At 35.8% G+C, this 19586-nt stretch carries 23 protein-coding genes; 10 read left to right on the top strand and 13 right to left on the bottom strand.

The features are described from left to right. Window positions 1-31: 31 nt before the first annotated feature. Complete coding sequence (locus AC0INN_RS11210) at window positions 32-1276, bottom strand: bifunctional folylpolyglutamate synthase/dihydrofolate synthase (protein WP_306613232.1); 1245 nt, start codon at window positions 1274-1276, stop codon at window positions 32-34. 97 nt (window positions 1277-1373) lie between these two features. Here AC0INN_RS11210 and AC0INN_RS11215 point away from each other — a divergent pair, with 97 nt between their 5' ends. The 5 genes from AC0INN_RS11215 to AC0INN_RS11235 are packed head-to-tail and all read left to right on the top strand — an operon-like array spanning window position 1374 to window position 5583. Beyond that, a complete protein-coding gene (locus AC0INN_RS11215) occupies window positions 1374-2714 on the top strand; it encodes a TolC family protein (RefSeq protein WP_273650287.1) in 1341 nt (446 codons plus the stop codon). Between the two features lies 1 nt (window position 2715). Continuing rightward, window positions 2716-3306, top strand: coding sequence for a SprT-like domain-containing protein (locus tag AC0INN_RS11220; RefSeq protein ID WP_273650288.1), 591 nt, complete (start codon window positions 2716-2718; stop codon window positions 3304-3306). A 2-nt stretch (window positions 3307-3308) separates the two neighbouring features. Continuing rightward, window positions 3309-4391, top strand: a complete 1083-nt coding sequence (locus AC0INN_RS11225; protein ID WP_273650289.1) for a mannose-1-phosphate guanylyltransferase — start codon at window positions 3309-3311, stop codon at window positions 4389-4391. A gap of 27 nt (window positions 4392-4418) precedes the next feature. Continuing rightward, entirely contained in the window at window positions 4419-5081 is a 663-nt protein-coding gene (locus tag AC0INN_RS11230) for a hypothetical protein (protein WP_273650290.1), read from the top strand. Beyond that, window positions 5050-5583: a GNAT family N-acetyltransferase gene (locus AC0INN_RS11235; protein WP_273650291.1), complete on the top strand. Its 534-nt coding sequence runs from the start codon at window positions 5050-5052 to the stop codon at window positions 5581-5583. The genes AC0INN_RS11230 and AC0INN_RS11235 overlap by 32 nt, the downstream gene beginning before the upstream one ends. An 84-nt stretch (window positions 5584-5667) precedes the next feature. Here AC0INN_RS11235 and bcp read toward each other — a convergent pair whose 3' ends face one another. Then, window positions 5668-6117 (bottom strand): thioredoxin-dependent thiol peroxidase, encoded by a 450-nt coding sequence (gene bcp, locus AC0INN_RS11240; RefSeq protein ID WP_273650292.1) that lies wholly within the window; start codon window positions 6115-6117, stop codon window positions 5668-5670. 32 nt (window positions 6118-6149) lie between these two features. On the opposite strand from bcp, the gene AC0INN_RS11245 reads away from it, so the two are divergent. Next, window positions 6150-6770: an endonuclease III domain-containing protein gene (locus AC0INN_RS11245; protein WP_172281801.1), complete on the top strand. Its 621-nt coding sequence runs from the start codon at window positions 6150-6152 to the stop codon at window positions 6768-6770. Here AC0INN_RS11245 and AC0INN_RS11250 read toward each other — a convergent pair whose 3' ends face one another. Both AC0INN_RS11250 and AC0INN_RS11255 read right to left on the bottom strand, forming a co-directional pair. Continuing rightward, a complete protein-coding gene (locus AC0INN_RS11250; RefSeq protein WP_172281802.1) occupies window positions 6771-7217 on the bottom strand; it encodes a DinB family protein in 447 nt (148 codons plus the stop codon). It abuts the gene before it with no gap. A 150-nt stretch (window positions 7218-7367) separates the two neighbouring features. Beyond that, window positions 7368-9164, bottom strand: a complete 1797-nt coding sequence (locus AC0INN_RS11255; RefSeq protein WP_172281804.1) for a DUF885 domain-containing protein — start codon at window positions 9162-9164, stop codon at window positions 7368-7370. Between the two features lie 168 nt (window positions 9165-9332). Between AC0INN_RS11255 and AC0INN_RS11260 the strand changes: the two genes are divergently transcribed. From AC0INN_RS11260 to AC0INN_RS11275, 4 genes are all read left to right on the top strand, one after another. Further along, window positions 9333-9794 (top strand): hypothetical protein, encoded by a 462-nt coding sequence (locus AC0INN_RS11260; RefSeq protein ID WP_172281806.1) that lies wholly within the window; start codon window positions 9333-9335, stop codon window positions 9792-9794. Window positions 9795-9973: 179 nt separating this feature from the next. Further along, entirely contained in the window at window positions 9974-10678 is a 705-nt protein-coding gene (locus tag AC0INN_RS11265) for a MotA/TolQ/ExbB proton channel family protein (RefSeq protein WP_306613237.1), read from the top strand. Window positions 10679-10769: 91 nt separating this feature from the next. Next, window positions 10770-11168, top strand: coding sequence for an ExbD/TolR family protein (locus AC0INN_RS11270; protein WP_306613239.1), 399 nt, complete (start codon window positions 10770-10772; stop codon window positions 11166-11168). A gap of 32 nt (window positions 11169-11200) precedes the next feature. After that, on the top strand, window positions 11201-12082 hold the full coding sequence (locus tag AC0INN_RS11275) for an energy transducer TonB (protein WP_306613241.1): 882 nt from the start codon (window positions 11201-11203) through the stop codon (window positions 12080-12082). Window positions 12083-12097: 15 nt separating this feature from the next. On the opposite strand, the gene AC0INN_RS11280 is transcribed toward AC0INN_RS11275, so the two are convergent. The 9 genes from AC0INN_RS11280 to AC0INN_RS11320 all read right to left on the bottom strand — a co-directional run bounded on the left by AC0INN_RS11280 (window position 12098) and on the right by AC0INN_RS11320 (window position 19533). Next, window positions 12098-12490, bottom strand: coding sequence for a hypothetical protein (locus tag AC0INN_RS11280; protein WP_306613243.1), 393 nt, complete (start codon window positions 12488-12490; stop codon window positions 12098-12100). A 49-nt stretch (window positions 12491-12539) separates the two neighbouring features. Further along, a complete protein-coding gene (locus tag AC0INN_RS11285) occupies window positions 12540-13943 on the bottom strand; it encodes a nucleoside recognition domain-containing protein (protein ID WP_306613245.1) in 1404 nt (467 codons plus the stop codon). An 87-nt stretch (window positions 13944-14030) separates the two neighbouring features. Continuing rightward, window positions 14031-14540: a DUF6973 domain-containing protein gene (locus AC0INN_RS11290; RefSeq protein ID WP_306613247.1), complete on the bottom strand. Its 510-nt coding sequence runs from the start codon at window positions 14538-14540 to the stop codon at window positions 14031-14033. Window positions 14541-14595: 55 nt separating this feature from the next. Then, a complete protein-coding gene (gene accD / locus AC0INN_RS11295; protein WP_172281820.1) occupies window positions 14596-15450 on the bottom strand; it encodes an acetyl-CoA carboxylase, carboxyltransferase subunit beta in 855 nt (284 codons plus the stop codon). 83 nt (window positions 15451-15533) lie between these two features. Further along, window positions 15534-16604, bottom strand: a complete 1071-nt coding sequence (gene fbaA, locus AC0INN_RS11300; protein WP_172281822.1) for a class II fructose-bisphosphate aldolase — start codon at window positions 16602-16604, stop codon at window positions 15534-15536. 69 nt (window positions 16605-16673) lie between these two features. Then, window positions 16674-17540 carry an NAD kinase gene (locus tag AC0INN_RS11305; protein WP_273650299.1) on the bottom strand — a complete coding sequence of 289 codons (867 nt, stop codon included), beginning with the start codon at window positions 17538-17540 and terminating at the stop codon, window positions 16674-16676. A 1-nt stretch (window position 17541) separates the two neighbouring features. Beyond that, window positions 17542-18192 carry a CBS domain-containing protein gene (locus tag AC0INN_RS11310; protein WP_172281826.1) on the bottom strand — a complete coding sequence of 217 codons (651 nt, stop codon included), beginning with the start codon at window positions 18190-18192 and terminating at the stop codon, window positions 17542-17544. A gap of 184 nt (window positions 18193-18376) precedes the next feature. After that, window positions 18377-18907: an RNA methyltransferase gene (locus tag AC0INN_RS11315; protein ID WP_306613253.1), complete on the bottom strand. Its 531-nt coding sequence runs from the start codon at window positions 18905-18907 to the stop codon at window positions 18377-18379. A 5-nt stretch (window positions 18908-18912) separates the two neighbouring features. After that, window positions 18913-19533 (bottom strand): toxin-antitoxin system YwqK family antitoxin, encoded by a 621-nt coding sequence (locus AC0INN_RS11320; protein WP_172281830.1) that lies wholly within the window; start codon window positions 19531-19533, stop codon window positions 18913-18915. Between the last annotated feature and the right edge of the window lie 53 nt (window positions 19534-19586).

Below are 19586 nucleotides of genomic sequence, written 5' to 3' on the forward strand. Positions count from 1 at the left end.
TTTCTCGTTTAGAGTGGTGCAAATATACGACTTATCTGGAAATCTCCAAATTTTTTTCTAAAAATTCTCCTACTACAAAGTTGCTTCCGCCAATAAAAATCATTTCGTCATTTGTACATTCTTGTTTTGCAGATAAATACGCTTCCTGTACAGAATCAAAAATTTTATAAATTATTTTTGCATTTATAAGCAAATCTTCATAATCTTTCGGATGACGTCCTCTGTGAATCGATGGTTTTGCAAAATAGAATGTAGAATTTTCAGGTAATAAACTCATCACTTCATCTATTTTTTTATCATTAACAAAACCTAAAATCACATGCTTTTTACAGCCAATGGAATTAAGCTGCGAGAAGACCTGTTCCAGACCAGCTTGGTTGTGCGCTGTATCACAAATAGTAAGCGGGGTTTTTGAAAATTCAAACCACCTGCCGATAAATCCGGTATTCTCATGAACATGTAATAATCCGTCTGTAATGTTTTTCTCAGAAATTTCAACATTCAGTTTTAACAACTCATCAGTTAACGCTAAAACCACCCTGATATTTTTCTGTTGATAGTTTCCCTTCAGATCCGAAGCGAAACCCGATGACAATGTGGTTGCATCGACAAATGTTGCATTATTTTGATCCGCTTTAGTACGGATGATATTTTTTACAACTTCATTTTCATCCCCGGATATAATAGGGATTCCGTTTTTGATAATACCTGCTTTTTCCCGGGCTATTTCTTCTATAGTATTTCCCAGGATATTCTGATGATCCAGCTGTACATTAGTAATAGCAGATACTAAAGGCCTTATAATATTGGTTGAGTCCAGTCTTCCTCCCAAACCTACCTCGATAATTGCAAAATCTACCTGCTGTTGATAAAAATATTCGAAAGCCATTATAGTGGTAAATTCAAAAAACGAAGGCAAAATATCGTTGGGTAATGTTTTTAATTTTGTGATGAAATCAAAAACGAATTCTTTGTTACAGTTTTTCCCGTTTACTTTGATACGCTCTGTGAAATCAATAAGGTGTGGAGAATTGTATATTCCAACTTTGTAGCCGGCTTCCTGAAGAATAGAAGCAAGCATATTGCTGGTTGAACCTTTACCATTGGTGCCTCCGATGTGAATACATTTTATTTTTTCCTGTGGATTGTCAAAAAATGCACATAGCTTGGTTATATTGTCAAGTCCAGGCTTATAAGCCTTCTCTCCGTCAATCTGATAGTTGGGTGCCTGCACGAAAAGCCAATCAACGGCTTCCTGATATTCTTTGGTTGTCATGATGCAAAATTCTCAAAAGTTTTATTAAAATGAAACAATAATTTTTAAATGTGTAACTTTTTTATATTTGGTACGTCTAATATGGTAAAATCTTAATATGAAAAAAGTTTGGACTATCGTTTTCGGATTAACTTTCCTGGGTATGAATGCTCAGAAAAAATGGTCCTTAAGAGAATGTGTGGATTATGCTGTGAAGCATAACCTTCAGGTTATCCAAAATGAATACTCTAAACAAGTCCAGGATTCTAATCTTAAAATTGCTAAAAAAGGATATTTACCTTCTTTATCAGCAAGTATAGGAAATACAGTCAGTTTTGGACAGACGTCATTCGGAACAGGAAGTCTTAGAAATGACAGATTCAGTAATAATGCCAGTCTGGGAGCTGATATCCTGGTTTATAATAATGGAAGACTAGAAAAAACTGTCAGAAAAACACAGTTTGATGTAGAAGCAAGTCAATATGATATCGAAACCATAAAGAATGATATTTCATTGCAGATCGCACAGCAATATTTAACAACATTACTTAAAAAAGAAATTATTAAAATTTCACAAAGTGCTGTTGACAATGCTCAAAAACAATATGACAGGGCAAAAATCACTACCCAGGTAGGAACCACTGCTGAAACAGTGCTTGCAGAAGCTCAATCTGCATTGGCAAGAGAAAAACAAAACCTCAAAACAGCTGAAATTGACACCGGAAGAAGTCTATTTGCACTTGCTCAACTTTTACAATTGCAGGATTACAAAGATTTTGATGTTGAAGATGTAGTTGTCTCAGATGATCTGGCCCCACAATTAAAATCTGTGGATGAGGTTTTGAACACAGCATACGAAAATCAACCGCAAATAAAAGCAGCGGAAAGCAGAATAAGATCTGCGGAAGCTCAAACTGAAGTATCTAAAACAGCATACTGGCCTACGGTAACAGCAAGTGCAGGGATCGGAAGTTTTTACAATAACCTGCTTAATACCAATAATACAGGAAATGAATTGATTTATATCGCGGAACGAAACTTATTTCAGCAATATAAAGATAATTTCGGGCAACAGGCAGGCTTATCTATCAGCGTTCCTATTTTCAACAAGGGAATTACAAAACTTCAGGTAGAGCAGTCAAGAATTAATGAAAGTGCGGCTAAGAATACTTTAGAACAACAAAAACAGACGGTAAGACAAAATGTACAGAAAGCCCAGTTCGACGTAGAAGCTAATTATGAAGCTTATGTTGCTGCTGTAGAAGCTGCAAAAAGCACAAAATTGTCATTGGATTTTGCAGATAAAAGTTATGCTGCAGGGCGGACTACTATTTTTGACCTAAACGTGGCAAGAAATAATTACGCTAATGCAGCGGGTTCGGTGGCGCAGGCTAAGTATAATTATCTTTTTAGTCTTAAATTGTTGAATTTCTATGCAGGAATTCCACTAAGTTTGTAAAATGTCTATCCAGTCACTAGAAAAATATTTACCACAGAACACGCTTCAGTATTTAAAAATCTGGTTCTCAGATTACTATATTCATATAAAGATTACAAGAAACAGGAATTCAAAACTGGGAGATTACAGAAAGCTCCCGGATAATTCCCATGAAATTACAATCAATTCTACATTAGCGCCTCAACTGTTTTTCTTTGTTCTGACTCATGAGCTGGCCCATCTCATTGCTTTTGAAAAATATGGCAGAAGAATTTCTCCACATGGTAATGAGTGGAAAGATACTTTCAGACGAATGCTTCTTGAAAGTGTTGAGGTATATGAAGATGCTCTTCAGCCAATTATTGTAAAATTTTCAAGATCTCCAAAGGCTAACTTTATGGCCAGTCCGGATCTGGTCAAGTATTTCCATATTGAAAAACAAGATGATAAGCTTCAGTTTATAGAAGAGTTGCAGAAAGGAGATTACTTCATCTATAGAAACGAAAAGTATTTTTTAGAAGGTCTGATTAAAAAAAACTATCTTTGTAAGAACCTGGCTACTGGAAGGAAGTATTCTTTCAAACCTCTGGCAAGGGTAGAAAAATGTAGTTAAGCATGTCAAAATCAGATAAATACTGTGTTATCATGGCAGGTGGAATTGGTAGTAGATTCTGGCCTATGAGTACGCAGAAGTTTCCAAAACAATTTCAGGATATTTTAGGTGTTGGACGTACCATGATTCAACAGACGTATGACAGGATCAGTAAGGTTATTCCTGATGAGAATATATTTGTTATTACCAATAAGGAATATGTGAATCTTTCCCATCAGCAGCTCCCTGAAATTCCGGAAAAAAATATTGTTGGAGAACCTCTGATGAAGAATACTGCTGCCTGTAATTTGTATATGGCCAATAAAATAGCTGAAATTAACCCTGATGCTACAATAATAGTTCTACCGGCAGATCACTTGATATTGAAGGAAAATGTTTTCCTGGAGAAGGTTGAGTTGGCCTTTGATCTGGCTTCTAAAAATGATTATCTGGTGACATTGGGGATTACACCAACCAGACCGGATACTGGATATGGTTACATTCAGTTTGTAGACAAAAAGGGAGCAGACTATTTTAAAGTTAAAACATTTACTGAAAAGCCAATACTTGAGATAGCCCAAAGTTTCCTAGAGAGTGGGGATTTCCTTTGGAATGCCGGAATTTTCATCTGGAATGTGAAAAGTATCCATCGTGCTTTTGAAACTTACCTTCCGGAAATGACCCAGCATTTTATGGCATGTGAATATAATGGTGAAGCAGAGGACAATTGTATAGAACTTATTTATCCTAAGGTACAGAAAATATCCATTGACAACGGGATTATGGAAAAGGCAAAAAATGTTTATGTAATACCTTCCGATCTGGGTTGGAGTGACTTAGGAACATGGACCTCGGTTTATGAAAATGCTGAAAAAGATGAGAACGAAAATACAGTAAAACTAAAATATCTTTTGGCATATAATTCCAAAGGAAATATCGTTCGTGTAAAAAGTAACAATAAGGCGGTAGTTATAGATGGATTAGAAAACTACATCATTGTAGATACGGATAAGGCTTTGCTTATTTGTCCCAGAGATAACGATCAGCTTATAAAAGATTATGTTCTGGATCTGAAAAACTTTAAAAAAGGGGAAAAATTTATGTAGTAATTCTCCATTATTAATCTCGGAACTATGAGAAAATTAATTTCAAGATGTATGGTAATTGCTTTTATTCTTTTAGGAATATCAGCTTATTCACAGGCAAAAATAAAATTTTCGAGCATTCCTAATGTTTTGCAGGGAATAGAGCCTAACGATAAAATTGACTTTTGGGTGTTGAATTACAATACCTATGGAAAAGATCAGGAATTAAAAGTTTCAGGAACTAAAAAAGACTTTATTCCTCAGACATCAGGATTTGATTTATTTCCGGATGAAGATAGCTTTTATTACATCGTTTATTCCTCCGGTGGAAAAATTAATTACGTTACGGATCTTGATGCCTTAAAAAAGTTTGTCGGAAAGATAGATAATGTTCAGGAAGCAGCCATTTTAGCTACTGTGGATGGTTATATGATCGATGAAGAATTTAAGGATGTAGCAGGAAATTATTATGAAGATCAATCTAACTATTACCTGGATTTAGGAAAATTAACGTCAAAGGAATGTCCTTATCAGAAAACCCATTTTACATTAACTGTAAATAAAGCTTCAGGAGCAGTTACTCAGGTAAAAGATAATGGGACTTATATAGAGCTTTATAATAAGAAATGTGCCAATAATCCAAGGCTTTTAAAAATCGAAAAAAAAGAAGAATCTAAAGATGAGTCTAAAAAATCACCCAAAAGAAGGTAATTTCTACGAAACAGAAAGACTTATCCTTCGTCCGATAACCGTGGATGACCGTGAGTTTATATTTGATCTTTACAACAGACCAAAGTTTATACAGTTTATTGGTGACCGTCATCTTAAGAATGTCTCCGATGCCGAAGCCTATATCAAAAACAGGTTTCTCCCTCAATTGGAACGGTTAGGATTTGGAAACTATCTTGTTATAACTAAAGAAGGAAATAATAAGGTGGGTGCAGTAGGAATTTTCGAACGGGAAGGACTGGAAATATTAGATATAGGATTTTCTTTGTTGGATGAATTTGAAGGCAAAGGATATGCTTATGAAGCTGCCTTAAAAGTTAAATCTATCGGTATGGATGACTTTGGGTTAAAGAAAATATCTGCCATTACTTCTAAAGATAATTTTTCTTCTCAAAAGCTAATTGAAAAGCTGGGATTGAAATTTCAAAAATACGTAAGTCTTCCAGGGGACAATGAAGAATTGAGATACTACGAAACCGAATAAAATTTCTTTAAAATAAATAGTACAAACCTTTAAACAGCCTTCCTAGTATGGACTTTGTTTAAAGGTTTGTTTTATTATATAATTTTATCCTTCTAAAATTTGTTCTGCTGCAGTCTTCGAGGTTACTTTATCAATAACTCTTGTGCAGATGCCTTTTTCATCAAAGATAAAAGTAGTTCTCACGATTCCCATATACGTTTTGCCAAAAGTCTTTTTCTCCTGCCAAACACCAAATTTTTCGATAACATCACGATTTTCATCTGCAATCAGATCATAAGGAAAAGCAAATTTACTATGAAAGTTTTTCTGTTTTTTTACAGAATCTCCACTGATACCTAAAAGTTGAAATCCTGCTTTTTTTAGCTGCGAATAATTATCACTCAGATTACATGCTTCCACAGTACAAGTTGGAGTGTTGGCTTGCGGATAAAAGAAGATAATTAGTTTTTTTCCAATGAGTTTAGATGAATTTATTGTTTCTCCATCTTGATTGGTCCCTTCAAATTCGGGTAATTTGTCGCCTACTTTCAACATATTGTTTATTTTTGTTCAAATTTAGTGGTTACATGACAAAAAAGCAAAGAGCTGAGCTTGTTCAGCTTGAATTAGAAAAATTATATCCTGAAGTTCCTGTTCCGCTTGCGCACACCGATGCTTATACATTGATGGTCGCCGTCGCACTCTCAGCACAAACGACGGATAAAAAGGTGAATGAAGTAACACCACAACTTTTTAAAGTAGCAGGAACACCGGAAAAAATGGCGAAGCTTGAAGTTTCAGAGATCAAAGAACTTATCAAAGAGATCGGGCTGTCAAATACTAAAGCCAAAAACCTGAAAAGGATGGCGGAATTATTGCTTGAAAGGCATAATGGTATAGTGCCGCAAACTTATGAGGAGCTTGAGGCTTTACCAGGCGTAGGACACAAAACAGCTTCGGTGGTCATGAGCCAGGGATTCGGATTTCCTGCATTTCCTGTCGACACTCATATCCACAGATTAATGACCCAATGGAAGCTTACTTCAGGGAAAAATGTTGTGGAAACAGAAAAGGATGCCAAAAATATCTGGAAGGAGGATGTATGGAATAAACTTCATCTCCAGATCATTTTCTATGGAAGAGAATATTCTCCGGCACGGGGAAAAGGAGATAAAGATTTCATTACCAAGATGATGTTTGAAAAATAATCAGCTATCCAGTAATCTTCTGTGATAATTGATCTGTCCCAAATGATAGCTTAAATGTCCCATAAGATGAATCAGAAAATATCCGGTTGTCATTTTGTATCCCAATGGTTCAAAAGGATATTCGTTTTCTAGGTCAGCATCTGTAAGGTTATTTAAAGAGGAGTTTACAACTTCAAGAGTATTTTCAATTTGTCGAAGTAACTCTGCTCTTGGAATATCTTTTAAAGAAAATTCAAGTTCACGGTTTCTTATATATCCGGTATTTCCAAGGATAGCGCCTACGAAATGGCTCAGGTTTCCGACCAGATGAAGAGATAGGGTTCCTGCAGAATTAGCAATGTTTTTATCTGTTTTCCAAATAGATGCTTCATTATGGTAAGCTTCAATTTCTGCTTTTAGTTTATTTAAATCTCTGGCAAAGAGAGATTGTAAAGATTCAATTGTCATGTTTATAGTTTTGTCTGTTATTGATTGTGTCTTTGAAAGAAGGAATCATCAAGCTTCTTTGCAAAAAATTAATTACCATTAAACTTAAAAAAGGAGCAATTTTAATAAACTGCTCCATCAAAAATATTAATTTTTTATTTTTTTAAAAGATTACTTTTGCTTCTTCGCCCAAAGTTCCATTTTTCTGTTCAAAACATCAAGTGGAAGACAACCCTGGCTTAGAACTTCATCATGGAAATTGGCCAGATTAAATTTCTTTCCTAGCTGTTTCTGATACTGATCTCTCAACTCACGTATTCTTAAAGAACCGATTTTATATCCCAGCGCCTGTCCCGGCATTGCCATATATCTTTCCACTTCTGCAGTTGCTCCTGCTTCATCATAAGAGATATTGCTTAGAAAGTATTTAATTGCTTCCTCTCGGGTCATTTTTCCTGTATGAAGTCCAGTATCCACAACCAACCTTACAGCTCTCAGCATCTGGTCGCTTAAATATCCCATTTTCTGATAAGGATCTGTATACAATCCAAACTCAGGACCTAATGTTTCACAATAATGCGCCCAGCCTTCTCCATAAGCTCCGAACCACCCGAATCTCATAAACTTAGGAAGCTTTGTGTTTTCCTGCTGAAGAGAAACCTGATAATGATGTCCTGGTATCGCTTCATGCAAGAAAAGGGATTCCATTCCGGAAGTTACATTGAATTTTGCCGGATCCGGAAGGGGAACGTAAAAGATACCCGGTCTCTTACCGTCAGGAGTTCCGGGAGTATACTCAGCGCTTGCGGTGGCCTCTCTAAACTTTTCCGTCTGTCTGATCTCAAATTTTGTTTTCGGAGTTACATTAAACATGGTTTTCAGTTTCGGAGTTATTTTGGCTAAGATTCCGTTAAAACCAGCCAGAACTTCTTTTGACGTTTTGTAAGGCATTGCCTTAGGGTCTGTCTTTACAAATGTTATAAACTCTTCCAGACTTCCTGTGAATCCGACCTGCTGTTTTACCTTCTCCATTTCTGAACGAAGCATGGCCACCTGCTGAATACCGATTTTATTAATTTCTTCAGGAGACTTGTTGGTTGTTGTCCAGCTTTTTACATAGTACTGGTAAATTTCGTTTCCTTTTGGTAAGCTGTTGTAACCATCTGTATCTCTGCCTTTAGGCAAGTATTCCTTTTCTAAAAAGTTACCCATTTTTGTGTAGGCAGGAATGATTTTTTTGAGAATAGCATCCTTGTAAAGTGTGGTGAACTTTTCTTTTTGTGCCTGGGTGAAATTCTTAGGGAATTTTTTGATAGGACCGTAAAATATATTTTTTTCAAAGTCCGGAGTAATGATTTCTTCCGCTTTCATCTGGGGAATCATCTTTACAATGAGCTTTTTAGGCAAAACTATTTTATTGCTAATTCCTTCTTTAAAATTTTCTATTGCAGTGTCCATCCACACCGGAAATTTATTCATTCTCTGCAACCAGTCCGCATAGTCTTTTTCTGTTTTAAAAGGCTGGCTTCCTTCTCCACTGCCAAACAGGGGAAAGTTCAGAGGAAGTCCTGTAAACTGGCTGAATGGAATATATTCCGGATGATACGCATAGGCTTCTATTTTGTCTTTTAAGGTATAATCCAGTACATCATAAACTACTTTATCATCATCAGAGAGATTTTTATAATCCACTTTATCTAATTGGTTCTGAATAGAATTATAAAAAGCAATTTCTCCTGAAATAAAATCTTTATCAATATTAATAGGTAATTGATCATTATACCTTGTGTCTCCTTGAGAAGTAGCATCAAGAGGATACAGTTTCAGATATTGTTCATAATAGTTAGAAGCAATGGAGTCTAAATTCGTTGGAGTTACTTTCGTTAAAGGGGAGTCAGACTTTTTACACGCTGTCAGGCTTATCACCAATCCTAAGCTTAAAATACTTTTTGATAAAAAATTTTTCATTTCAGAATCTTTATGTAACAAAAGTAAGTATTATTGGAGGATCAGAAAAAGATAGGATCATGATTTTGGAAAAAATAATTTTCAAAATATTTTTCAAATTCAATCTATTTTTTATCTTTGCTTAAAACATTTAACAATCATATTATTACAGCTCTTTTTTAAGAAATAATGAAAGGGATTTTAAAAATTTACCATCCGGACGAAACGTTAAAATACAATATAAGAAGTACTTATTGCAAGGCTATTTATAGTAATCAACAACATTTCCTTGAAGTTGAAATCATAACGGATGATGGCTTGGATCATGTAGAAGATGATTCTTTACAATACAATTTTCCACAACTCTCACTAGAAGTTTTCGACTTTCCTATTGATTCTGCGGACCTTGAAGGAAAAACGATAAACATCAATGATTCTGAAGATGAAACCTTTACAGAGGTGGATTTGTTCGACGATGAAGATGCTTTTATCTACGATAATGAGCTGGTATTTGAAAAAAATGAAGAAGGCGAATTGGATCTGATCTGGAAGGGAACGATTGATGATTTTTACACAGGATCAGATACTCCGATTGCTTTTAGACTTAAATGTGAACTAAAACAGGATAATATTGAGGTAGACGAAGATTAAAAAATTTATCTTCCTCAATAATTTTATATTCAATTTCTTTTCAAAATTCTTTTTGGAAAGAAATTTGCTGTTTATGTGGCAATGGAAAATTTAAGTTGTTTTTAAGCATTTTTTAAGACATGAATTAATAATATTCCATTACTTTTGTCGTTTAAATTCATTATAAAATATTCACATTAATGCTGTTAACGGAACTTACTCAGATCTTATTTGCACAAATTGCAACACCCGCAGTTGCCACAGACAATTTAGAATTTTCATTTTGGAATATCATGTTCCATGGAGGAGCCTTCGCTAAAATAGTGATGGTGACCGTATTACTGCTTGGTGTGTTTTCAGTATATCTGTTTTTTGAACGGTTTTTCTTTATTAAAAGATTGTCCTCAAAAACAGATTCCAATTTTATGAATAATATTGAAGACTTTATTAAAGAAGGTAAAATTGAATCAGCGGTAGATTATTGCAAAAGACAAAACTCACCGGAAGGCAGAATATTGGAAAAGGGGATTTCCAGATTGGGAAGGCCTGTTTCAGATATTGTAAGTGCTATGGAATCCCAGGCTCAGGTTGAAGTAGCCAACATGGAAAAGAACCTAAATCTATTAGCAGTGGTGCCAAGTATTGCTCCGATGCTGGGACTTTTGGGGACGGTTATCGGGATGATATTAGCGTTCTTTAATTTGTCACATGCAACGGGGTCTTTCTCTCCGAAAACACTGTCAGAAGGTATTTATACTGCTTTGGGACAAACGGCTGTTGGTTTGGCGGTAGCGATTCCTGCTAACTTTTTTTACAATATCCTTTTAACAAGGATTGATAAATTTGTTTTGAGAGCTCAGAACATGTCTGGTGAATTTTTGGATCTTATCAACAAACCTTTATAAATCTTTCTTATGAAATCGCTGTGAAAAACATTCATTGTATAGACTTATTAAGAGCGATTCCATCTGACCCATAAAAATTTAGAATAAACAGATGAAAATTCAAAGAAGAAATAAAGCAAATCCGGAGTTTAGTTTGGCGGCGATGACTGATGTCATCTTGCTCATGCTGATCTTCTTTATGATAACATCTTCAGCGGCTAATCAAAGTGCTATTGACGTAAACTTGCCAAAGACAAGCACTGCTGATGATAATATACCGAATCCCCTTACAGTAACCATTAAACCTGACGGAACTTATTATATTGACGATAAGCCTGTAGCAAGGGAACAGCTTGAACAAACGATTGTCAGTAATTTAACCAATCAAACGAATAAATCTTTTACGATTCGGGCAGACGAAAACACGTTGCATAAAGATGTTGTTTTTGCCATGGAAATTGCAGAGAAGCATAAATTCAATATTGCTCTTGCAACTGTTAAAGATAAATAACCGGAACTTAAGATCCTGGTAATTAGTAAAAAATGAAAAGTTATACTGTAAACAAAAATGAGGAAACCCGGGACCGGATAAAAAGTGGAATACTTTCTATCCTGGTATGGTCTGCAATCCTGCTTTTTGTTTTTCTATATAAATTAAAGCCGGAACAGAATAAGGAGCCTGAGGTTGTAACCACTATGTTGGTAAACTTTGGAGATAACCGGAATGGAAATGGTATCGAAGAACCGGCAGAACAGGAAGGAAGTTTAGCTGCAAAATCGGAAGAAGTTACTCCCGAACCTGTAGAAGCCGTTGTTCCTGAAACTAAAACCGTAGTAAAACCTGAACCCAAGACAGAAACTAAGAAATCTGAACCCAAAGATAAAGTAATCACCGGAAATAGTAAAAAAGCGAACGTTCCGAAAAAAGAAGAATCAAAATCGAATAAAAAAGAAACGACAAGTTCATCCGCTTCGAAAAACACTAAAAAGACTTCCGGAGCCACAGCAAATTCTAAAACCGGAAATGGAGATGGAAAAGGGAATGCGGCAATCGGTAACCTGATAAAAGGAAGAGGAACAAAAGCGGGCAGTCAAGGAACGGGAACAGGTATAGGAAATGCAGGAGATCCTTTAGGGGGAGATGGAAATGGAGACAGTAAAGTAGGAATCGACAGAAAATTGATTGGCTACATCCCCGGAACAATGGGCAGAGGAGGAGCACAACCACAACACAACTGTACAGCCAGTGGATCCGTTACAGTTGCTTACACCGTTGATAAGGCCGGAAATGTAGTCTCTGCAAGAAGAGTAGGGGGAATATCGGATCCTTGTGTATCTTCAACCTCTGTAGCGTGGGTTAAAAAATATGTAAAAGCTGAAAAGGCCAGTACATCATCCACCGGGACCTATAAGATCACATTCTAAAAATACAAAAGCACTTTATTCAAGTGCTTTTTTTATTTCATTGATTCTGTTGATTATAGGAAGGGCAAAGATTCCACTTGTCTGAAGATACAGTTCATAAAAGGTTTTTGCTTTATCCTGAAAATCGCGGTTTTCTGTTTCCTTTCCTTTAAAATAAAAAAGGTTTCCAAGCATTTCATAATAGTCTTTATGATCCCTTTCCTGTCTTTCATTCACGATTTCTATGATTTCTTCCTTTGTCTTAGAAGAGATTGCCATAAAATCTATTTTAAAAATATCCTTCATCAGAGAATCAAAATCCAATTCTTTTTGCATCAAACTTTCTTCAGGCTTGTCTAAAATAAGTTTTTCCAGGGCCTGTGTCAGTTGACGGATCAGGCGCAATGTAAATTCTTTATCTGTAATCATATTCTGGTTGCTTGTTTGTTTGGTTATTGAATGGTAAAAATGATATATACTAGGCAAAAAATAAATAAGCCAGCGCAATTGACGTGATAACACCTACTAAATCGGCCAGAAGCATTGCAATTACCGCATATCTTGTGTTTTTAACCGCTACGGCCCCGAAATAGACCGCAATTACATAAAACGTCGTATCTGAGCTTCCTTGCAAAACTGCTGCTAATTTGCCCTGAAAACTATCTGCTCCGAATGTGGACATAGTGTCAACCATCATTCCGCGTGCTCCCGACCCTGAAAGAGGTTTTATTAAAGCTGTGGGTAATCCGTCCACAAATCTTGCATCTAAACTGGCTGCATTGGCAACCCATTTCATTCCATCTATGATCACATCGAAAACCCCCGAGGTCCTGAGAAGAGAAATAGCGATCAACATTCCAACTAAATAGGGGATAATCTTAACACAAGTTGTAAATCCTTCTTTTGCGCCATCAATAAAGGCATCAAATACATTGATCTTTTTATAAACTGCTCCAAGCACGATCGCTAAGAAAATAAACAAAATAAGGCCGTTACTTAGAACCTTGCTGAATGTATCCAGCTCATCTTTACTCAACCGGACAAGGTATAAAACCAAAAAACCTATAATTGCTGAAATTCCACCGACATATGCAATTACGATTGGACGAAGCAGATTGATCTTCTGGTAAAGAGAAACGATGATCATTGCTGCCAGTGTTGCGGTAAAAGTAGCAATCATACATGGAAGAAAGATATCCGTTGGCGTCTTTGAGCCCATGGAGGCTCTTATAGCAATGATAGAAACCGGGATCAGCGTCATTCCACCAGCATGAAGACACAGAAACATGATCTGGGAATTACTGGCGGTGTCTTTATTGGGGTTTAAGGTCTGTAAGCTTTCCATGGCCTTAAGTCCAAAAGGAGTGGCTGCGTTGTCAAGTCCCAACAGGTTCGCACTGAAATTCATAAGCATATGGCCGAAAGCAGGATGATTTTTAGGAATTTCCGGGAAAAGTTTTGAAAAGAAAGGCTGAATAAGCCGACTGAGCAAATTGATTCCACCTGCTTTTTCCGCAATACTCATAAAACCCATAAAAAGAGTCATGATGCCTATTAGCCCAATGCATATTTTAACTGCAGTTTCTGCCGTCCCAATGACCCCGTCAGCTTCCTGAACACGATATACCTTTACGTTTTGTTGTAATGAGTCTGTTTTATAATGAATTCTGTCTTCTGCAAAATCAGGTTTCTTCATGAGACTGTCCCTGATAATGGGAGAAAGCATATTCATTTTTTGTGATGCGATCTGTACTGTATCTCCTCCTTTTCCTACTACCATATCATTGAAAATGGTATTATAATGACTTGAAGAGATATATTTTATGCCTGCAATGGCGATAGCAACGATAATAAAAGCGGACCAAATTCTGCTTAAAACCATTTGATTGAATTAATTGTTTAAACTTATCAAAAATACTTTAAACTACAAAGGACACAAAGGGGCCAATGTTTTTTTAGTTAAACCGGCTTATTCTTCAAGATATACAAGATGGCCCTCAAAATCGTCATCGAGGTTTTTAAGGACTTTTGCGTCGTCCATCTTTTTAACCAAAGCATCTATAAAAAAACTTTTTTCAAAAAACTGCCGGTGAATACCAGGAAGAATTTCCATAAAATAATCCATTCCGATCTTATTATTATGAAGGTCCATCTTGGTTTCCAAAGGTTTATTTGGAAATAATTCTTCGTGTAAATCTGTTATTTTTTTGCAGAAATCAAGAGCTTTTTGAGGTGAGGAGATCTTGGAACAATACATCAAGATAAAACAACACCATAATGCATGTCTGAAGGCATTGCCAATTCCATTATTTGAAGCTGTTTCAGGAAAACGAGCCTGTGCAATGGTGAAGGCTTTAACAGTCGCATAAAAACTCAATAGGGAAAATAAAGGATGTGGCAGAACAAGAGATAAAAGACGGAGAATCTTTTTAAAACTCATGGCCCGAATGGTATTGAAAAATATTCTGAAGGTTCTCATAAATAAAAATCTCTCCCTAATCAGAGAGAGATTATATCGTATTTGTTACAAATTTTTAAGCATGTGTTGCTAATAAATTTACTGTTTTAGAGACCACATCTTTAATTTCTGTTCTCTTCACAATAAAGTCTACAAATCCTTTTTCCTGAAGGAATTCAGATGTCTGGAAGCCTTCCGGTAAATCTCTACCGATTGTTTCGCGAATTACCCTTGGTCCAGCAAAACCGATCAGAGCTCCAGGTTCAGCCATAATGATATCTGCTGTCATTGCGAAAGATGCAGTAATTCCTCCAAAAGTAGGATCACATAAATAAGCAATATACAGTAAGCCCGCTTCTGAAAGCTGTGCTAATTTAGCCTGTACTTTTGCCAACTGCATCAAAGAATAAGTTGCTTCCTGCATTCTTGCTCCTCCGGACTGACAAATGATCATATAGGGAAGTTTATGTGCGATACAATAATCTACAGCTCTTCTTATCTTTTCTCCCATTACAGATCCCAGAGATCCTCCGATGAAAGCAAAGTCCATACAAGAAACCACCATTTCAGTGCCTTTCACTGTTCCTACAGCATTTCTGATAGAGTCTGTAAGTTTTGTTTTTGCTTTTACTTCTTTCAGACGATCAACATACGGTTTTGTATCTTTGAAGTTTAGGATGTCTATACTTTCAACATTAGCATCTAGTTCAGTGAATTTACCTTCATCAAAAAGGATATCAAAAAATTCTGCACTTCCTATTCTTACATGAAATCCATCTTCAGGAGAAACATAATTGTTTTTCCTTAGCTCTTCGTGTTCCACTATTTTTCCTGATGGAGTTTGGTGCCAAAGGCCCTTAGGAACATCCTTTTTTTCATCAGTAGAAGTGGTAATGTTTTTTGCTTTTCTTTTAAACCAGTCGAATGCCATTTTTGTTTGTATTAATGTATAAATGTAAAATGTATTAGTGCAAATGTATGAATACGTTTTACACTAATACAAATGTACAGTTCTTATTTTAAAGTATTTACGTTATTTAAATCTTCAAAAGCTTTAACCAATCTTGTAGAGAACGTTTCTTCACCTTTTCTTACCCAAACTCTTGGGTCATAGAATTTTTTGTTAGGTTTTTCTTCTCCCTCAGGGTTTCCGATTTGAGATCTTAAATAATCGATATTGTTAACCATATAATCTCTAACACCTTCTGTATAAGCGAACTGAAGATCCGTGTCAATATTCATTTTGATCACACCGTAATCAATTGCTTCTCTGATTTCTTCTAAAGTAGAACCAGAACCTCCGTGGAATACAAAGTTGACCGGTTTTGCAGCGGTTCCGAATTTTTCCTGAACAAATTTTTGAGAATTATCCAGAATTTTTGGTGTAAGAACAACGTTTCCAGGCTTGTAAACTCCATGTACGTTACCGAATGCCGCAGCAATAGTAAAGTTATCAGAAACAGCCTTTAGTTTTTCGTATGTGTAAGCTACATCTTCCGGTTGCGTATATAATTTTGCATTATCTACATCAGAGTTATCAACACCATCTTCTTCTCCTCCTGTAACACCAATTTCAACTTCCAGAGTCATCTGCATTTTTGCCATTCTTTCGAAATATTTAGCAGAAATTTCAATGTTTTCTTCTAAAGGCTCCTCAGAAAGGTCCAGCATATGGGAAGAATAAAGAGATTTTCCTGTTAGTCTGAAATACTCTTCATTAGCATCCATTAAACCGTCAATCCAAGGCAATAGTTTTTTTGCGCAGTGGTCTGTATGTAAGATTACAGTAGCTCCATAAGCTTCTGCCAAAGTGTGAATATGTCTAGCACCGGCAATTGCTCCTAAAATAGCAGACTTTTGTCCGTCGTTGCTTAATCCTTTTCCTGCGTTGAACGCAGCTCCACCATTTGAAAACTGAATAATAACAGGAGAGTTTAGTTTTGCTGCAGTTTCCATAACAGCATTTACGTTGCTGGAACCGATAACGTTTACAGCTGGTAACGCAAATTTATTTTCTTTAGCATACTGAAAAATATCAGTAACCAATTGACCTGTGGCAACTCCTGCCGGAAAAATTCTGCTCATGTTTTACTTTTTAATAAATTATTAGGTGTTTGTAAAGTTGTTGTAAAGGTAATAAAATTTGCTTAAATGCTAATTTCTTTTGTCCCGCCCCCAAAGTAGTTTCTGGCGGATTGTTTCATAAAAACTTAAATTATTAGGCTGAACCAAAAGAATCTGGAAATCAGCCTTTTTTATAACGACTTCCTGATCAGTCTCTATATGTATTAGTCTTGAATCAAGAGAAAGAGAATATTGGGATACCCTGCTTTCTACCTTGAATTTTATCTCAACACGGTCATTTACTACCAATGGCCTTACATTCAGATTATGTGGCGCAATAGGAGTTATGACAAAGTTTTCGTTATTAGGAGAAATAATAGGCCCCCCACAACTCAATGAGTAGGCTGTAGAACCTGTAGGAGTGGAGACAATAACACCATCTCCCCAGAATACATTCAGAAATTCATCATTGATAAATGAATCTACGGTGATCATGGACGTTGTTTCTTTTCTTGAAACGGTAACGTCATTCAAAGCGTATGGAAAAAATTCTTCAGATCTTGGGGAAACCACTTCGATCACAGAGCGTCGGCTGGTTTTTACATCTCCTTTCAGAATTGCGTCAAGTTCTTTGAATGCTTCTTCCTTGGTAAAGCTGGCTAAAAAACCCAACCTTCCTGTATTTACTCCGACAATAGGAATTTCAAGATCTTCAATAAAGGTTAAAGAGTTGACTATCGTTCCGTCTCCTCCGAATGTGAAAAAAAGATCAACTTCTTTCTCTACAAGATCCTGTTTATTATTAAAGGTTTCGAAAATTTTTGAAAACTGAAGGGCTTCAGCCATTTCATCGTATAAAACAGATTTTACGCCCCTGCTCTCAAGCTCTGAAACGAATTTGCTTAAATATAAAAAAGTATCAAGATCTTTTTTTTGAGAATATATAGCTGCCTTCATGTTATATTTCTATAAATTTTTGGAAAAAGCCAAATCTGTCTTTAAACAGGTCTGTTTTTTCATCAGAGTAGAATTTTTCAACAATTCTATAATCATACCGGTCGAACGTGGCATCAATAGATGCAAGATTTTCATTGCTGATCTTTATGGTTACCCGAACCACTTCTTCCGACATAAAGCTGATAAATCCACCGTAGAATTTAGAATTGTTGCTTTCCACAATATTGGCAATTTCTGTCATGGAATATTTTCTTGCGGGAGCTTCTACAGTAAGTATAGCTCCTGATTCAGAAAACAAAGGATAGCGTGATAAATCCTGAAAGACATCTTCACACATGATATATCCTAAATATTTTTCTGTTTTATTGATGACCGGAATTACATTCGAATTGAAGGTATAAAATAAACGAATGCTGTCCATGATATTGTTATCCTCAAGAATAGCAAATCGTTCAACCTGGTGCTCCAGATCTTTTAATGTTCCTTCAGCGTCATAAAGAAACTCTCTGGCAATAGCTCCGTAAAAGTGATGGGATTTTTTAATGAAAACATGAGTGTATCCAAAGTCTTCTAATGTACTTCTTGCTGATTCTATTGAGTCAGTCAGGCTAAAACATGGGAAATCCTTTGAGATATAGTCCTTGATAAACATTGTGCTAATTTATAAAAAATTAAACGAAACTGTTTTGTAATATTCGTTTTTTTTTTCGTGAAAATGAAAAATCCGGGTCAAAAATTTGTTTGTAAATAAAAATAAAGTATCTTTGTCGCCTTTCATTTTTACTTTTTATTAGATTTATTTCAAACTGCACTGTCTATTGGACATATGCAGTTTTTTATTTTAAAGCCTTTGTAAACTCCCACATAACGAGCCCTCCGCATACACTTACATTCAGTGAATGTTTTGTTCCTAGTTGAGGAATTTCCAGGAATACATCAATGTTTTCCAAAGCTTCATCACTTATTCCTTCTACCTCATTACCCAGTATCAAGGCATATTTTTTAGTCTTATCTATGGTAAAATCTGTGATCATAGTACTATTACTGGTTTGCTCTATGCCAATTATTTCAAACCCCTGACTTTTTAAATCCCGGATTGCTGTGTTGATATTGTTTTCATATGCCCAGTCTACACTTTCTGTAGCTCCTAAAGCTGCTTTGTGAATTTCACGGTGGGGTGGTTGCGGAGTAATACCACAAAGAATTATTTTTTCAATCAAAAAAGCATCGGCTGTTCGGAACGTGGCTCCTACATTGTGCATACTTCTTACATTATCCAAAATGACGATCAAAGGAATTTTCTCAACCTTTTTAAATGTTTCAACATCTATTCTGTTGAGTTCTTCCAGTTTTAATTTATGTACCAATTATATTATTTTGTAGAGATTAATTTTCCGTCTTTATATATTTCTGTTTTTTCAATGCTTCCGTCTTCACGGTAATGAACGCGTGTTCCATTCCATTTATCGTTGGCGAACTCTGTTTCACGCTGAACTTTTCCTGATGGATAAAGCATTTTCCATTTTCCTGTGGCTATCCCGTTTTCGTAGTAGCCAATTTGTTTTACCGATTTTCCGTTCTCATAAAAAACCTTGCTTTCACCATTCAGCTTTCCGAACTTATAATTTGAAATTTCGGTGATGGTGCCGGAAGGTGAATAAAACGTACCGGTAGAAGCATTGTCATAGACATTTTTTTCTCCGTTTCTGAATACCTCTTTAGAAGTCAGGATACCATTTTTATCGTAGTATGCCCATTCTTTTATTTTGTAATCCTTTTTGTATTCTCCTTTTGCCTGAACTTTTCCATTTTCATAGTAAAAGATTGCATCACCATCCAGTTTTCCCTTTTTCCACTCAGCGATTTCTTTGACCTGTCCGTTTTCAAAAAACTGCTTACAGGTTCCTTCCTGTAATCCGTCTTTAAATCCACATGGTTTTTGTGCTATTGCCAAAGAAGATGCAGAAAATAATAAAAGAAAAATGTATTTCATAGATTTTTTTATTTCAAAAATAGTAAAATAGTTATATTTGATTAAAAAATATG

The sequence above is a fragment of the Chryseobacterium subflavum genome (genome assembly GCF_055762745.1).

What these genes read in the sequence shown, in the direction of transcription:
- AC0INN_RS11235 (WP_273650291.1), top strand. Translation starts at nt 5,050, where the DNA reads ATGAGTCTAAAAAATCACCCAAAAGAAGGTAATTTCTACGAAACAGAA.
- AC0INN_RS11250 (WP_172281802.1), bottom strand. Translation starts at nt 7,217, where the DNA reads ATGACAATTGAATCTTTACAATCTCTCTTTGCCAGAGATTTAAATAAA.
- AC0INN_RS11220 (WP_273650288.1), top strand. Translation starts at nt 2,716, where the DNA reads ATGTCTATCCAGTCACTAGAAAAATATTTACCACAGAACACGCTTCAG.
- AC0INN_RS11290 (WP_306613247.1), bottom strand. Translation starts at nt 14,540, where the DNA reads ATGAGAACCTTCAGAATATTTTTCAATACCATTCGGGCCATGAGTTTT.
- AC0INN_RS11215 (WP_273650287.1), top strand. Translation starts at nt 1,374, where the DNA reads ATGAAAAAAGTTTGGACTATCGTTTTCGGATTAACTTTCCTGGGTATG.
- fbaA (WP_172281822.1), bottom strand. Translation starts at nt 16,604, where the DNA reads ATGAGCAGAATTTTTCCGGCAGGAGTTGCCACAGGTCAATTGGTTACT.
- AC0INN_RS11230 (WP_273650290.1), top strand. Translation starts at nt 4,419, where the DNA reads ATGAGAAAATTAATTTCAAGATGTATGGTAATTGCTTTTATTCTTTTA.
- AC0INN_RS11305 (WP_273650299.1), bottom strand. Translation starts at nt 17,540, where the DNA reads ATGAAGGCAGCTATATATTCTCAAAAAAAAGATCTTGATACTTTTTTA.
- AC0INN_RS11245 (WP_172281801.1), top strand. Translation starts at nt 6,150, where the DNA reads ATGACAAAAAAGCAAAGAGCTGAGCTTGTTCAGCTTGAATTAGAAAAA.
- AC0INN_RS11280 (WP_306613243.1), bottom strand. Translation starts at nt 12,490, where the DNA reads ATGATTACAGATAAAGAATTTACATTGCGCCTGATCCGTCAACTGACA.
- AC0INN_RS11285 (WP_306613245.1), bottom strand. Translation starts at nt 13,943, where the DNA reads ATGGTTTTAAGCAGAATTTGGTCCGCTTTTATTATCGTTGCTATCGCC.
- AC0INN_RS11265 (WP_306613237.1), top strand. Translation starts at nt 9,974, where the DNA reads ATGCTGTTAACGGAACTTACTCAGATCTTATTTGCACAAATTGCAACA.
- AC0INN_RS11210 (WP_306613232.1), bottom strand. Translation starts at nt 1,276, where the DNA reads ATGACAACCAAAGAATATCAGGAAGCCGTTGATTGGCTTTTCGTGCAG.
- AC0INN_RS11260 (WP_172281806.1), top strand. Translation starts at nt 9,333, where the DNA reads ATGAAAGGGATTTTAAAAATTTACCATCCGGACGAAACGTTAAAATAC.
- accD (WP_172281820.1), bottom strand. Translation starts at nt 15,450, where the DNA reads ATGGCATTCGACTGGTTTAAAAGAAAAGCAAAAAACATTACCACTTCT.
- AC0INN_RS11320 (WP_172281830.1), bottom strand. Translation starts at nt 19,533, where the DNA reads ATGAAATACATTTTTCTTTTATTATTTTCTGCATCTTCTTTGGCAATA.
- AC0INN_RS11225 (WP_273650289.1), top strand. Translation starts at nt 3,309, where the DNA reads ATGTCAAAATCAGATAAATACTGTGTTATCATGGCAGGTGGAATTGGT.
- AC0INN_RS11275 (WP_306613241.1), top strand. Translation starts at nt 11,201, where the DNA reads ATGAAAAGTTATACTGTAAACAAAAATGAGGAAACCCGGGACCGGATA.
- AC0INN_RS11255 (WP_172281804.1), bottom strand. Translation starts at nt 9,164, where the DNA reads ATGAAAAATTTTTTATCAAAAAGTATTTTAAGCTTAGGATTGGTGATA.
- AC0INN_RS11270 (WP_306613239.1), top strand. Translation starts at nt 10,770, where the DNA reads ATGAAAATTCAAAGAAGAAATAAAGCAAATCCGGAGTTTAGTTTGGCG.
- AC0INN_RS11310 (WP_172281826.1), bottom strand. Translation starts at nt 18,192, where the DNA reads ATGTTTATCAAGGACTATATCTCAAAGGATTTCCCATGTTTTAGCCTG.
- bcp (WP_273650292.1), bottom strand. Translation starts at nt 6,117, where the DNA reads ATGTTGAAAGTAGGCGACAAATTACCCGAATTTGAAGGGACCAATCAA.